Annotated in this window: 13 protein-coding genes; 8 read left to right on the top strand and 5 right to left on the bottom strand. The window is 67.3% G+C overall.

The annotated features are described in order from the left end of the window. Positions 1–18: 18 nt before the first annotated feature. The 4 genes from QNO10_RS10460 to QNO10_RS10445 all read right to left on the bottom strand — a co-directional run bounded on the left by QNO10_RS10460 (position 19) and on the right by QNO10_RS10445 (position 3,236). Positions 19–819, bottom strand: a complete 801-nt coding sequence (locus QNO10_RS10460) for a class I SAM-dependent methyltransferase (RefSeq protein ID WP_229950399.1) — start codon at positions 817–819, stop codon at positions 19–21. Between the two features lie 15 nt (positions 820–834). Beyond that, the gene (locus tag QNO10_RS10455; RefSeq protein WP_229950401.1) at positions 835–1,302 is read right to left on the bottom strand and encodes a tRNA (cytidine(34)-2'-O)-methyltransferase; all 468 of its coding nucleotides are present in this window, start codon (positions 1,300–1,302) and stop codon (positions 835–837) included. Between the two features lie 41 nt (positions 1,303–1,343). Further along, positions 1,344–2,321 (bottom strand): J domain-containing protein, encoded by a 978-nt coding sequence (locus tag QNO10_RS10450; RefSeq protein ID WP_229950403.1) that lies wholly within the window; start codon positions 2,319–2,321, stop codon positions 1,344–1,346. A 183-nt stretch (positions 2,322–2,504) separates the two neighbouring features. Next, positions 2,505–3,236, bottom strand: coding sequence for a nucleoside/nucleotide kinase family protein (locus QNO10_RS10445; protein WP_229950405.1), 732 nt, complete (start codon positions 3,234–3,236; stop codon positions 2,505–2,507). A gap of 170 nt (positions 3,237–3,406) precedes the next feature. On the opposite strand from QNO10_RS10445, the gene QNO10_RS10440 reads away from it, so the two are divergent. The 4 genes from QNO10_RS10440 (at position 3,407) to QNO10_RS10425 (ending at position 7,355) form a co-directional block, all read left to right on the top strand. Further along, positions 3,407–4,633: a cysteine desulfurase family protein gene (locus QNO10_RS10440; RefSeq protein WP_229950407.1), complete on the top strand. Its 1,227-nt coding sequence runs from the start codon at positions 3,407–3,409 to the stop codon at positions 4,631–4,633. After that, the gene (mnmA, locus tag QNO10_RS10435) at positions 4,630–5,781 is read left to right on the top strand and encodes a tRNA 2-thiouridine(34) synthase MnmA (protein ID WP_229950409.1); all 1,152 of its coding nucleotides are present in this window, start codon (positions 4,630–4,632) and stop codon (positions 5,779–5,781) included. Before QNO10_RS10440 ends, mnmA begins: the two co-directional genes overlap by 4 nt. Positions 5,782–5,875: 94 nt before the next feature. Further along, positions 5,876–6,253 (top strand): chorismate mutase, encoded by a 378-nt coding sequence (locus tag QNO10_RS10430; RefSeq protein WP_229950412.1) that lies wholly within the window; start codon positions 5,876–5,878, stop codon positions 6,251–6,253. Beyond that, positions 6,237–7,355, top strand: coding sequence for a uroporphyrinogen decarboxylase/cobalamine-independent methonine synthase family protein (locus QNO10_RS10425; RefSeq protein WP_331460346.1), 1,119 nt, complete (start codon positions 6,237–6,239; stop codon positions 7,353–7,355). Before QNO10_RS10430 ends, QNO10_RS10425 begins: the two co-directional genes overlap by 17 nt. Before the next feature lie 21 nt (positions 7,356–7,376). Here QNO10_RS10425 and QNO10_RS10420 read toward each other — a convergent pair whose 3' ends face one another. Next, positions 7,377–8,051: a DUF4166 domain-containing protein gene (locus QNO10_RS10420; protein WP_229950414.1), complete on the bottom strand. Its 675-nt coding sequence runs from the start codon at positions 8,049–8,051 to the stop codon at positions 7,377–7,379. 283 nt (positions 8,052–8,334) lie between these two features. On the opposite strand from QNO10_RS10420, the gene mtrA reads away from it, so the two are divergent. The 4 genes from mtrA (at position 8,335) to QNO10_RS10400 (ending at position 13,572) form a co-directional block, all read left to right on the top strand. After that, the gene (gene mtrA / locus QNO10_RS10415) at positions 8,335–9,012 is read left to right on the top strand and encodes an MtrAB system response regulator MtrA (RefSeq protein ID WP_229950415.1); all 678 of its coding nucleotides are present in this window, start codon (positions 8,335–8,337) and stop codon (positions 9,010–9,012) included. 22 nt (positions 9,013–9,034) lie between these two features. After that, positions 9,035–10,729, top strand: a complete 1,695-nt coding sequence (gene mtrB, locus QNO10_RS10410) for an MtrAB system histidine kinase MtrB (protein ID WP_229950416.1) — start codon at positions 9,035–9,037, stop codon at positions 10,727–10,729. Further along, positions 10,719–12,455, top strand: coding sequence for an LpqB family beta-propeller domain-containing protein (locus QNO10_RS10405; protein WP_229950419.1), 1,737 nt, complete (start codon positions 10,719–10,721; stop codon positions 12,453–12,455). The genes mtrB and QNO10_RS10405 overlap by 11 nt, the downstream gene beginning before the upstream one ends. Before the next feature lie 112 nt (positions 12,456–12,567). After that, positions 12,568–13,572: a ComF family protein gene (locus QNO10_RS10400; RefSeq protein ID WP_229950420.1), complete on the top strand. Its 1,005-nt coding sequence runs from the start codon at positions 12,568–12,570 to the stop codon at positions 13,570–13,572. The last annotated feature ends 11 nt before the right edge of the window (positions 13,573–13,583 follow it).

Here is a 13,583-nt window from a genome sequence, read left to right as displayed (position 1 = left end):
GGGCCCGCGGGCGGCAGGCTACGGGCGGACCGCCGTGGCGATCAGCGTGTCGGTGTTGAGCGCGAAGTCCTCGCCGAGTTCTGCGAGGAACGCCGTCCGGACCCGCTCCAATGCGTCAGGGTCCCGGGGCAGCAGCATGCGGTAACCGCCGCCGAGCACCAGTGACCAGGCGAGGGACGGATTGAGCTGGACCTGTCCGGGCGTAGCAGCCACGGTGATGTCCGTCAGCCCGAGGGATTCGAGCCATGACGTGACCCTTTCAGGGGTCTGAAGCCGCTGCGCGTTCTCCGCTCCGGACTGGGGAAGGGCCTCGAGATCGGGCCGTTCCTGCAGGCAGGCTTTCCACAGCAGTTCCCTAAAGGGCTCCCAGGATCCTTCGGCCCACGTGCTGAGGGCGAAGCGCCCGCCGCTGCGGAGCAGTGACACCAGATGTGCGGCTCCGGCATCCATGTCCGGAAGGAAGAACAGGGAGTAGGCGCAGACCACGGCGTCGTAGGGCGCATCTGCGTGCCAGGATCCGATATCGGCCTGCGCAAGGTGGACATTGTTGAGTGCAAGGGTGTCTGCCTTGGCCTGGGCCAGGGCCAGCATCCCTGCACTGAGGTCCACCCCGTCGACGACGCCGTCCGGACCGGCGAACTGCGCGGCCGGGATGGTGGTGGCTCCGCTGCCGCAGCCTGCGTCCAGGACCCGGTCGCCGAGCGTGATGTCCGCTGCGGCGACGAGCGCATTTCCCATGGGATTCCAGAGCGAGGGCGCGAGCCGCTCAAAGTCGGCGGCGCCGTCGTCGAACGCGTTGCCGATGTGGAGTTCAGGCATGGGAAGTGTCCTTCGCTAGAGCTGGGCACCGGCGAAGCCGTGCTGGCGCCAGGCTTCGTAAACGGCTATGGAGGCGGAGTTTGCAAGATTCAGTGAGCGTAGGGTCGGCAGCATGGGCAGCCGGACCCGGGCGGTGACATGCGGGTCCTTCTTCACCTCGTCCGACAGCCCGACCGATTCGCGGCCGAACATCAGGACGTCTCCGGCACGATACTCGATATCCGTGTAGGAAGTGTCACCGTCCGAGGTGAAGGCGTACACGCGTTCCGGTTTCAGCGCTTTCCAGGCGTCCTGCAGGTTCGCGTGGACGTGGAGGACGGCGAGGTCGTGGTAGTCAAGGCCGGCGCGGCGCAGCTTCGAGTCCTCCAGGCTGAAGCCGAGTGGCTCGACCAAGTGGAGCTCGGCTCCCGTAATGGCGGCAAGGCGAATCGCGTTTCCCGTGTTGCCGGGGATTTCAGGGGAATGGAAAAGGATACGGAACACAGCACCATCCTATGCCCGGCCCCGGGACGCGAACGCATCGGTCAGCGGGTGGACGCGTCGATCAATGGTGCCAGCACCGGCAGCTGGACGGTGTTCGGCTGGGGACCTTCGGCAAAGAAGCGGCGCAGCTCCCGCAGCAGGCCGCCCGGGTTGGCAGCATGCAGGGCCGCGGGCGCTGACCGGCTGAGATTCGGCGGGTAATCGATTATCGGCTCGAAGGGATTGCCGTTGGGGCTGTGGAGGACGAGCCAGCCGGTGACGTTGCATTCGGGAAAGCGCATCTGCAGGGTCCGCACAGCATCGGCCAGACGGAGGGTGGTGGTCTCCCGGCCGCGGTGCAGCAGGTGCCGTCCGTCCCACCGGTAGTTGCCGGGGGAGGCCATCAGGGAACCCAGGACGGCCATGCGGTAGCCGCCCAGCAGGACGTGGCCGACGTCGAGGTTGCCGCCGCGCGGGCCGGCGTCCGGAATGTGCAGGCCGTTGACGAGCCGGGCGGCGGGGTAGTCCTCCAGCAGTTCCCGGTCCAGCAGGCGGAGCGTCCGGTTCTCGGCCTCGAAGCGCCCTGCGGCGTGGGAACCGATCCGCGAGAAGAAACCGGGACGGCGCGGCGTTCCATGGATCTGCTGGCCCGCCAGGGTGAGGGGGATGAGGGGAGGATTCTTTGGGGAGAAATCCGGGACAAACACCGGCGGCCGGTCCAGATCCGCGGCGGTACGTTCCGGGGCGGACCGGGTACCTGCAGCCCGGCCGGCCGGGGTGCCGGGAGCGCCGGTCCGGCTGCCCGCACCGGCACTGCCTGCACCCGTGCCGTGGCCCAGCTGCCGGTCATAGGCGGCTTTCCGCCGGGGATCCGAGAGCACCCGGTAGGCTTCCGTGACTCGGTGGAAGCGCTCGCTGGTACCGCCCTGGTCCGGATGGGAGCTTCGGGCGGCCTTCCGGTAGGCGGCCTTGATCTCCACCGCCGACGCTGCGGGCTTCAGCCCCAGCACCTCGTAAAGCGTCCGGTCAGACGGGTTCACGGTGGTTCCTCTCGGCGGGTGCGGCATGCTCGTTCCGGTCGGGCGGCGGGCCGGGGGTAGCCCCCGGGCCGGGTGCGGCAATTCTACCGGGCGGTGCGGTGCGTTGCCGGAGGATGAAGAGTTCCGCGGACGCTGCCGGTCCGGGCAGCGCAGTCTCCAGGACGTGGTCCCGGCAGATCAGTTTCATCGGCTGCCCAAGCGGTAGCTGGCATCCCCGGCGGAGATGACCCGCAGTGTCCGTTCATCCCCGTTGTCCAGCACCAGGTCCGCCCGTGCGGCGGGGTCTGCGGAAGCGAAATACCGCAGCTGCCCGCCGACATACCTCTGCGCTCCCGCGGGCTGCCGGACACCATCCCGCCGTGCCATCCGCGCGGCGCTGACATCGAACGGCACGTCGAGGAACACCGAGAAATCCCAGGACCCCTTGAGTTCCTCCCGGTGCAGGAACATTCCGTCCACCAGGACCAGGGCATCGCGGGCGGCCGGAACCGGTTCCGGATCCAGGACCGCGTCGGCGGCAAGGTCATGGCCGCGGGGACGGAACCGGTCGGCACCGGTGGCGAGGGGCTCCAGGACGTATTCCCGGAACTGCTCAAGATTGTAGGAATCCAGCCAGAAACCTTCCGGCGACCGGCGTCCACGCCGGTACCGGACCGAGCGGACATTGTGGAAGTCGTCCATGCCGATCCGCAGGACCTGACGGCCCCGGGTGCCGGCGGCGGAACGGAGAGCGGCCGCGAGTTCGTCGGCGAAGGTGGTTTTGCCTGCTCCGTCCACCCCGTCGACCGCTGCGAGCAGGCGGGAACCGGGCCGTGCGGAAAGCAGCACCGCGGCCAGGTCCGAAATCACGGCGTCCCGCTTCCGGGCGGGTTGCCGGGGCAGGAGGCGGGCGGCTGCCGGGTTGTGGGTCTCCATCGGGGTCAGTCTGCCATGGATCCCGGCACCGGCTTCCGGGACAGCAATGAGGCACCTCTGTCCGGTCTGGGGCCGGTCCGGGCCCGGTGTCGCCGCAGCCACAGCTCACCGTCAGGAAAGTCCCAGCCCGCGGAATCGGCTACAGGCGCTTCGACCGTTAGAATTAGCTGGTGCCCGTGTACCTAGATCACGCGGCGACCACGCCGATTTCGGCTTCGGCCCTCGCCGCACTCACCTCAGAACTCAGCCGCAGCGGCAATCCCTCGTCCCTGCACGGTTCGGGCAGACGCGCCCGGATGGTGGTGGAGGACTCCCGCGAAATCCTGGCCGCGGCAGCGGGCTGCCACCCTTCGGAGATTATTTTCACCTCCGGCGGCACCGAGGCGGACAACCTGGCCGTCAAGGGCCTCTTCTGGGCCCGGCGCGACGCCGACCCGGCCCGCACCCGGATCCTGGTCTCCGGCATCGAACACCACGCCGTCCTGGATACCGTCGAGTGGCTGGAAAAGCATGAAGGCGCGGTGCCGGTATGGATCCCGGTGGACTCCGACGGCGTAATTTCCCTCGACGCCATCCGCCGGGAACTTGAGTCCAACGCCGACAGCACGGCCCTCCTTACCGCCATGTGGGCGAACAACGAGGTGGGTACCGTCCAGGACATCCGGGCCATTGCGGCGCTGGCCCACGAGTTCGGTGTGCCCGTCCACTCGGACGCGGTGCAGGCCTTCGGTGCACTGCCGGTGGACTTCCGCGCCGCCGGACTGGACACCATGGCCTTGAGTGCCCACAAGATCGGCGGTCCAGTAGGGGTAGGTGCACTCGTCGTCGGGCGGGCGGTCAAGCTCACTCCCGTCCAGCACGGCGGCGGACAGGAACGCGACATCCGTTCCGGCACCCTCGACACCGCGGGAATCGCGGCATTCGCTGCCGCGGCCCAGGATGCAGCGGAGCATCTGCCGGATGAGTCCGAACGCCTCCGCACCCTGCGTAACTACCTCATCACCGGCGTCGAGCGGGCCATCCCGGACGCTGTGCTGCGCGGTGCGCGGGACGACGACGGCGGCGGGCGCCGGCTGCCCGGCAACGCGCACTTTACGTTCCCCGGCTGCGAAGGCGATTCCCTGCTCTTCCTGCTGGATCTGGCCGGCGTCGAGTCCTCCACCGGCTCCGCCTGCACCGCCGGCGTCCCGCGGCCGTCCCACGTCCTGCTGGCCATGGGCCTGAGCGAAACCGAGGCACGCGGAGCGCAGCGTTTCAGCCTCGGGCATACAACCACTGCCGAAGACGTTGACACGTTGTTGGAAGCACTGCCCGAAGCGTATGAGCGGGCCAAGAAGGCCGGTATGGCCGGACACGTAAGCAGCATTCAAACCGCAGGAACAGGTTTTACTTCATGAAGGTATTGGCAGCAATGAGTGGCGGAGTCGACTCCGCCGTGGCCGCGGCACGGGCAGTTGAGGCCGGACACGACGTCGTCGGCGTCCACCTGGCGCTGTCCCGGATGCCGGGCACCCTGCGCACCGGCAGCCGCGGCTGCTGCACCATCGAGGACTCCCGGGATGCCTGGCGCGCCTGCGACATCCTCGGCATCCCGTACTACGTCTGGGACTTCTCGGAGCGGTTCAAGGAAGACGTCGTGGACGACTTCGTCGCCGAGTACGCAGCCGGCCGCACGCCGAATCCCTGCATGCGCTGCAACGAGCGGATCAAGTTCGCCGCCCTGCTGGAAAAGGCACTTGCGCTGGGCTTCGACGCCGTGTGCACCGGCCACTACGCCAAGGTGATCACCAACGCCGACGGCAACCCTGAGCTGCACCGCGCCGCCGATTGGGCCAAGGACCAGTCCTACGTGCTGGGCGTGCTCACGGAAGAGCAGCTGCGCCACTGCATGTTCCCGCTGGCCGAAACGCCGTCGAAGGCCGAAGTCCGGGCCGAAGCCGAGAGCCGCGGACTGTCCGTGGCCAACAAGCCGGACAGCCACGACATCTGCTTCATCCCCGACGGAGACACCCGGGGCTGGCTCGAAGAGCGCATCAACATGACCGAGGGTGACATCGTGGACGAGACGGGCGAAAAGCTCGGCACCCACCCGGGAGCGAACGCGTTCACTGTCGGCCAGCGCCGCGGCCTGAAACTCGGGACTCCTGCAGCCGACGGGAAGCCCCGCTTCGTCCTGGAAATCCGCCCGAAGGAAAACAAGGTGGTGGTCGGCCCCGAGCAGCTGCTGAACATTGACCAGATGCGCGGCATCAAGATCTCCTGGGCCGGAGTGCCGATCCCGGAAATCGCTGCCCGGACACCGTTCGAGTGCAGGGTGCAGGTCCGGGCGCACGGCGACCCCGTTGCAGCCACCGGCTGGATGGAAGACGTGGCCGACGGACCGGACGGAGCCACGCACCCGGAGCTTGTGGTCCGCCTGGTCGACCCCCTGCGCGGGGTTGCCCCCGGCCAGTCCATGGTGCTTTATCAGGGGACCCGCGTGCTGGGTCAGGCAACCATCGACTCGGCCCGTTCCCTTGAGTGGGATCCGGCAGCTGTTTCCTAACCGGGCCCAGGGTCCCGCCGGTAAGCCCGGCGTAACCTGCTCCGGGTTCGGTGCCGTGTCCACCTAAACTGGACCAATGAGCCAGACAGGACCAATGAGCGAATCACCGGACGCTGAGTTCGACCCGCGTGCAAGTTCCCTTTCGGGGAAAGTGGCACCCGACGTCATGGAGGAGCTGCTCGCCATGCGCAGCAGCATCGACAATATCGACGCCACCCTCGTGTACCTGCTTGCCGAAAGATTTAAGGCAACGCAGCGGGTGGGCCATTTGAAGGCAGAGCACCACCTGCCGCCCGCGGACCCGGGGCGTGAAGTGGCGCAGATTGCACGGCTTCGCAGCCTCGCCGAGGATGCCAACCTCGATCCTGCTTTCGCGGAGAAATTCCTGAACTTCATCATCAGCGAGGTCATCCGCCACCATCAGGCGATTTCCCAGACCCGCAACGGTGGAACAGATGCCGCAGGCGAGTGACCTGAACGGGCCGCAGGACGCCGCCCGGGAGGTTCCGCGCCCCGAGGCGCGGAACGGGATGGTCACAGCCACGGCGTTGGGCAGCTGGCCCGGGACCGATCCCATCGAGGCCAGCCGGGTGGTCCGCGGCGAACTGGGGGATCCCCACCTGCCTTTCCTTGTTGAACTGCCGCAGCGCGGCCCGGGTGCGGACGCGCTCGGGCGCAGCGCCGCACTGCTGGTGGACCTGTTCGTCGACATCCAGCCGCACGGCTGGCGGCTGGTGGACCGCCCCGGCAAGGACCACCGGCGCGCGGTATCCCTCCTGGGCCAGGACCTGAACGTCCTAGCCGACGTCGTGGGAGCGGAGGAGCGCACGGGCGAAGCGCTGAAAATCTCCCTTCGGGGACCCCTCTCGCTTGCGGCAAACCTCTATCTGCACAACGGTGAGCGGGCACTGTCCGACGCCGGGGCACGCCGGGATCTCCTCCAGTCCTTCACTGCCGGGCTGGGGGACTACGTGGCCCGGGCCGCGTCGTCGGCCCCCGGCGCGCGGATCACCGTCCAGATCGACGAACCCGACATCGCCGCGGTGCTGGTCGGCGGCATCCCCACCGCCAGCGGCTACCGCACCCTGCGTTCCGTCCCGTCCTCCGAGGTGTCGGGTGCCTGGCAGCAGGTCTGTGAAGCGGTCGAGGCCACTGGCGCGGACGCTGTCTTTGCCCTGCCGCGGGCGGAGGCATTCGGCCCGCTCCGGTCCGGAACGCAGTCTCCCTTTGAACTGGCGGTCAGCGCCGGAGCGCGGGGTGCGGCCCTGGCTGCCGACGGATTGGACGCGCGTGACTGGGAAGGCATCGCGGAAGCTGTCGAAGGCGGCCGGAGGATCTGGCTGGGCATCCTGCCCGTTCCAGCCAACGGGACGGAACTGCCCCAGGTGAGCGTCCTCGTCGAGCGTGTGCTGCGTCCCTGGCGGAAGCTGGGGTTGTCGCTGCAGGAGCTGCCGGCACTTCGCCTCACACCCGCGGAAGGACTTGCTGACCTTTCGCCCGCGGCAGCGCAGAAGGTCCTGGCCCGGCTCACCCAGACGGCTTCCGCGCTGGACCAGGTGGCCGCCGAGGGGTGAACCCGCGCCGCCGGAACGGGTCTAGGTCCGGTGTTCCCAGTGCTCCGGTTCGGCGTCTGCGGGCAGGACGCCGTCGAAATCCCGGTACCGGTAGCTAAAGGCGCCGTCGTATTCGAAAACCGTACCGATCTGCCGCTGGATCACCCGCGCGCGGATCCGGAACAGCTGCTGCTCCTCGTCCCACCACTGTTCCACCTGTGCATCGGCCGCAGTGACGGCGGGCAGTGGGAGCCGCAGTGGACCGAGGAAGAGCCGGCTGGTGGGGGACGTCATGTGCAGGTGCCCGTCCGCGTCCACCCGCAGCTGCAGGCCGGTGGCAAGATTGCGGCGGCGCCCCAGATAGTCAGTGAGGATTCCAGGCGCCGTCAGGACCGTTGTGTCCTCGAAGATCCGGGTCCTGCCCGGGAAATCGAAGCTGCGGACCGCGGTCAGCGCCGGTCGCCCCCACGGGTCACGGTGCGGATAGTTGCGGATCGTGAAGGGAACGTTTGTCCCGTACTCCGGGAAGAAGGCGTTGGTCACCGGAACCAGCGGGAGCACGGGACGCAGCCATGTCCGCGGGCACCCGGCCCGGCTAAAGACGCCGTGCCCTTCCCCGGACCGTCCCCCGTCCGGAGCGAGGCTGAAATAGTCCTGTAGCTGCGGCTGCAGCCGGCGGAATTCCGAGCCGAGGACCTGCTGGTAGATGGAGGCCACGGCTACGGCTTTCCCGGCGGCGTAAGCCGAAGACAGCCTGCGCCGGACGTGTGTTCTTGCTCGCTCATCCCTACCCGTTTCCGCCGCGGACATCAGCGTTTGCTGTTTCGACTATAGTGGGGCCTCCTTCACCGGGCACCCGGCGAGCCGTGCCGGGGGATGTGTCCCTTAGGATGATAGGGATTAACCTAGGCGGCTTTGCACGCCGTGGGGGAGCGGCAGCCGATGCTGCCCGACGCGCGCAACGGCGCGCGTGGACGCAAGCAGCGAAAAACAGGGAGCTATGAAGGCACGCATACTGGTCGTAGACGACGACGAAGCACTCGCCGAAATGATTGGCATCGTGCTGCGCAATGACGGGTTTGAACCGGTCTTCTGCGCCGACGGCTCCTCCGCGCTGGAAGTGTTCCGCAACAGCAGGCCGGACCTGGTCCTGCTGGACCTCATGCTTCCGGGCATCGACGGCATCGAAGTGTGCCGGCAGATCCGCAGCGAGTCCGATACCCCGATCGTGATGCTCACGGCAAAGTCGGATACCTCCGACGTCGTCCGCGGCCTTGAATCCGGTGCGGACGACTATGTGCCCAAGCCCTTCAAACCCGCGGAACTGGTCGCGCGTGTCCGTGCCCGCCTGCGTCCGGGAGACCAGAAATCACCGGAAACGCTGCGGATCGGCGAAGTTTCCATTGATGTCGCAGGCCACTCGGTGACCCGGGGCAGCGACAGCATTTCGCTGACGCCGCTGGAATTCGACCTGCTCGTCGCCCTGGCACGCAAGCCGTGGCAGGTCTTCACCCGCGAGATGCTGCTGGAACAGGTCTGGGGTTACCGCCACGCCGCCGATACGCGGCTGGTCAATGTGCATGTGCAGAGGCTCCGCTCCAAGATTGAACGCGACCCCGAAGCACCCGAGATAGTACTGACGGTGCGCGGTGTCGGATACAAAGCGGGCCAGAGCTAAGGTGCCGGGTTTCCTGGCCGGGATGGCCGGGGACCCGAGATTCGACAAGACGCTGCAGGGCTTCGTGCGCCTGCGCGATTCCTTCCGCCGGGCTACCCTTCAACGGATAGCCCGGCAATGGCGGCGGTCGCTTCAGTTCAAGACCATCGTGTCCACGCTTCTGCTGGTGGCGCTGGCGGGTGCGGGGATCGGCGCGTTCCTCTCGCACCAGATTGCCGGTTCCCTCTATGAAGAGCGCCTGGCACAGTTCCGGACCGAGGCGACTACCGGCCTGACCAGTGTGAAGGACAACTTCCGCGACACCGCCGCGAGCGACCGCGAAAGCACAGACCGCCTGGTCATGGACACGCTTCCGCTGCTGCAGGGCCGTGGGGCAGACGCCGAACGGACCTACCTGCTCACCCCGTTGCCGACGAAGGACCCCCTGTACGTCACGTCCTCGGTCAACAGCGGAAACATCACCGCCAGTGGTATTCCCGTAACACTGAGCGATGCCGTCGTCGCCAGCAAAGCCGATGAGTCCGAGACGGATTACGTGTTCTGGTCTCCACTGGAGCTGGCCAATGGCGAGCCCGGCATTGCCTTTGGCACCAAAGTCACGCTGCCTCCGGACAACTCGGAATATGCCCTCTACCTGATCTACGACCTGCAGTCCATGCAGGAAACCCTCGACGACATCCACCGGATTCTCTGGATTGCAGGATTCCTGCTGCTCGCCATCAGCGGCACCATCGCGTGGATCGTGACCAAGGCCGGACTCGGCGCCGTCAGCGACGCGGCCGCAGTCTCCGAGAAACTCGCCGCGGGCGAACTGCAGGAGCGCATGGAGGTCAAGGGCGAGGATGAGGTCGCCCGCCTGGCTGCATCATTCAACCGCATGGCCGGCACCCTGCAGGACCAGATCACGCAGTTGGCCACGCTCTCACAGATGCAGCAGGTCTTCGTCTCCGATGTCTCCCACGAGCTCCGGACGCCGCTCACCACCGTGCGTATGGCCGCGGAGGTGCTTTACGACGCCCGCGAGAGCTTCGATCCGATGTACCGGCGTTCCACGGAGCTGCTCTATCACCAGGTGGAACGCTTCCAGGCGCTGCTGGCCGATTTGCTGGAGATCTCAAGGTTCGACGCCGGAGCGGCGGCCCTCGACCTGGAACCCACCGACGTCTTCCACATCATCCGGGACGTCATTGACGCGACGGAACCCCTGGCCAACAACCTCGGGTCCGAGGTTGTGGTGGTGTCCTCCGAGTCGAGCTGCGTGGTCGACGCCGATCCGCGCAGGATCGAACGCATCCTGCGGAACCTGCTGGTCAACGCGCTGGAGCACGGCGAGGGCGAACCCATCGAAATTGCCGTGGCAGCATCCGCAGACGCGGTGGGCATAGCCGTCCGCGACCACGGTATCGGGATGACAGAGGACGACGCGGGCCGCGTCTTTGACCGCTTCTGGCGCGCGGATCCGGCGCGGGCACGTACTACGGGCGGCAGCGGCCTGGGCCTGGCCATCGCCACCGAAGACACCCGCCTCCACAGCGGCTGGCTTGAGGCCTGGGGCGAACCCGGGAATGGATCATGCTTCCGGCTGACGCTTCCCCGCCGTCACGGCGTGGACTTTGAATCATCACCGGTGCCCCTGTCTCCGGACGACGTTATGGCCGGCCCCCGCGCGCTCACGGCAGCGGCAGCGGCCGGGGAAGAGGATCCCGATGTCTATTAGCAAGAGCGTGGTGCCCGCGAGGCGCCCGGGGCAGTCGGGAAGGCTGCTGGTGCTGTGGCTCAGTGCCGTCCTCGTCCTGGTTGGCTGCTCATCCATTCCGACCGTGGGGCCGGTGGGCACGGCATCGGCCGAGCACGGCGGAGAAGCAGGGGAAGACGCCGTTTTCTCCCCTGAAGGCCCAGGGGTGGACGCCTCGGAGCAGGACATCATCCGTGGCTTCATGGAAGCGGGAAGGGGCGCAGTCGACGACTACAGTGTCGCCCGGCAGTTCCTGGCACCTGAGCTGGCCGGCACCTGGTCGCCCACGGAGCGGGTAACTATTTACCGGTCCTCCCGGATCGTGGCCATGCCCGAACCTGACCAGTTCCAGATTCAGCTGGAAGTCCAGGGAAGCGTGAATGCCCAGGGCATCCGGACCGACGAGCCCGAGGGAACCACCGAAACATATCCCGTCCGGCTGGAAAAAGTGGACGGGCAGTGGCGGATCAGCGAGGTTCCTAACGGAATCATCGTGTCCCTGGCCAGTTTCCCCGCGCTGTTCATTGACCACAACCTCTACTTCTACTCCAGCGATTACCAGTACTGGGTGCCGGATACCCGGTGGTTCGTCCAGCGCTCGGGTATCGCGGCCAACATCATCAAGGCACTCCTGCTTGGCCCCGCTCCCTACCTGCAGGGCGCCGTCGTCAGTGCCTTCCCCGCGGGAACCGCGCTGGCCCGGGACGCAGTGCCGGTAGCAGCAGGGGAAGCAACTGTAGATTTCACGTCCGAATCGCTGCGGGATTCCAGCGACCTGAACCGCCAACAGATGGTGAAGCAGCTTGAGCAGAACCTGCGGAGCCTGAACAACGGCACGTCGGTGAGGATGACGGTGGCGCAGCGGGACGTCGACCTGGGCAAGGGCAGCGGTGAATTGCGGTCCGCCATCGCGGACCCGTCGGCCGGAGCCACCCAGATTGTGGTCCATCAGGAGGAATTGGCCTTCTACGCCGACGGTCTCGAGCCGATAGCGGATATCCCTTCCGTGGCGGAATACGGTCCCCGGCATCCGGCCATGTCTGCGGACAGATCGGTCATTGCCTTCCTGGACAGCCGGGAGGGCACCCTGCGGATCACGGGACCCGGGCAGGATGTCCGGGTTGCGGCCGAGGCCGACCGGTTGACACCGCCCAGCATCGACCCCCGCCAATGGGTCTGGACAGCCCGGCCCGCGGGCTCCGGTTACCAGGTCCTCGCGATACCGCCTGATGGCGACCGCAGTTCCGCGGCCGTTCTCTCGGCGCCGTGGCTGGAAGGGCTCACGGTGACGGAGTTGAGGATTTCCCGCGACGGCAGCCGTGCTCTCGTCGCTGCCAACCAGGGCGGCCGCAGCCAGGTGATGGTTGCCGGCGTCGTCCGCTCCGCTGAGGGCGTTCCCGTTTCCCTGACGGCTCCGATGACTCTTCAGGTGCCCTCGGCGGCGGGAGAGGTGAACCGGGTGAAGTGGGCTTCGGAAGACACGGTGGTTGCGGTCCAGGCCGGCGTGCAGGAGGCTGCTCCAGTGATCCTTGGCCCCGGACGGAAGGAAGCTGACGTGCTTTCCCCGAAGCAGGGGATTACTGGACTGAGCGCGGGCAACGGCGTGGAGGACATTTTTATCCAGACCGGCGAGGGAATCTTCAGCAAGGTGGGCAACAGCTGGACGCTGCGGACCGAAGGGGTACGCGACCCGGGGTTCCCGGGCTGACCCGGCGCTGCTTTCCTCCACAGCGTTCTGATGCGGCGGGTCCGCGCCGGGGATATCCCCGGCGTGGCCCGTGACGTAACCCGATGGTTCCCCCCGGCAGCAGGGTGGATGGATGGGCGCACTGGGCACACTACGCGGGCAGCTGGACCGGTTGCTTTATTCCGGCCCTGGCCGGGCCCTTGCCGCCGCCGTATCCGACCTTGCTGCCGTGCTGGTGCCGGTCTCCTGTGTGGCGTGCGGCGCTCCGGACCAGTGCCTGTGCGGCGGATGTGCAGCCAGGATCCGGCGCGGTACCTTGCACCCGTATTTTGCCCAGGACGGCGCAGGAGCACTTCCAGCTGAGGAACCGCCGGAACACCCGGACCCGCAGTCTGCACCTGTAGCCGCCGGCCAGGAGCCTGCCGAAGCGCCCTTTGCCCCGCTGCACGTGCTGGCTGCCGGCGTTTATGCGGGCGGATTGGCGCAGACCCTGCTGGCCTTCAAAAACAGGGGACACACCGATCTGGCTGGTTTCCTGGCCCCGGTGCTGGCGGGAGCACTGCAGGCCGCAGTGCTGGATGCGTACCAAAACCGGGGAGTTTATCCGTTGGTGCTTGTCCCTGTGCCCGGTACCAGCGCCTCACTGCGAAAACGGGGCTACGTTCCCTTGGTGGTGCTCCTGAAGCGGATTCAGCACCGTCAGCTGCTGCCGGCGGGCTGCACCGTTGGCTCCCTGGTCTCCGTGTCGGCCGGGCACGGTATGGCCGAAAGATTTCCTCGTGTGACCACCTGGGCAGCCCGGCTGGGCGGTGCAGGTGGGTCCGGCAGATCCGTCCCGGCCGGGACGCAAAAGGGACTGGGCAGCAGCGCCCGGAGACGAAATGTACGAAACACCATGACAGCAGGTCCTCCCGGGGCACTTGCCGGTGTCGACTGCCTGGTGCTCGATGACGTCCTGACTACGGGTGCCACCCTTGCCGAAGCCGTGCGGGCTCTCCGGGCGGCCGGCGCCACGGTCCGAGGCGCGGCGGTTATTGCCGCAACACCGGCCCCTGCACGTAACACTGTTCCCATCTTCCCTGCCGTTCCGGGGGCGCTTCCCACCGCCGGCGGAAACGGAATCGGGAGACGTGAATAAAGGTCGGCGGT

The sequence above is a fragment of the Arthrobacter sp. zg-Y919 genome (genome assembly GCF_030142045.1).
In the GTDB taxonomy this organism is placed as follows: Bacteria; Actinomycetota; Actinomycetes; order Actinomycetales; family Micrococcaceae; genus Arthrobacter_B.
This window is presented reverse-complemented; position numbering and strand designations above follow the sequence as displayed.

Bases quoted from the DNA above. Each gene is read 5' to 3' on its own strand.
- QNO10_RS10425 (WP_331460346.1), top strand. From the start codon at position 6,237: ATGCCGCAGGCGAGTGACCTGAACGGGCCGCAGGACGCCGCCCGGGAG.
- QNO10_RS10445 (WP_229950405.1), bottom strand. From the start codon at position 3,236: ATGGAGACCCACAACCCGGCAGCCGCCCGCCTCCTGCCCCGGCAACCC.
- mtrB (WP_229950416.1), top strand. From the start codon at position 9,035: ATGGCCGGGGACCCGAGATTCGACAAGACGCTGCAGGGCTTCGTGCGC.
- mtrA (WP_229950415.1), top strand. From the start codon at position 8,335: ATGAAGGCACGCATACTGGTCGTAGACGACGACGAAGCACTCGCCGAA.
- QNO10_RS10430 (WP_229950412.1), top strand. From the start codon at position 5,876: ATGAGCGAATCACCGGACGCTGAGTTCGACCCGCGTGCAAGTTCCCTT.
- mnmA (WP_229950409.1), top strand. From the start codon at position 4,630: ATGAAGGTATTGGCAGCAATGAGTGGCGGAGTCGACTCCGCCGTGGCC.
- QNO10_RS10400 (WP_229950420.1), top strand. From the start codon at position 12,568: ATGGGCGCACTGGGCACACTACGCGGGCAGCTGGACCGGTTGCTTTAT.
- QNO10_RS10460 (WP_229950399.1), bottom strand. From the start codon at position 819: ATGCCTGAACTCCACATCGGCAACGCGTTCGACGACGGCGCCGCCGAC.
- QNO10_RS10405 (WP_229950419.1), top strand. From the start codon at position 10,719: ATGTCTATTAGCAAGAGCGTGGTGCCCGCGAGGCGCCCGGGGCAGTCG.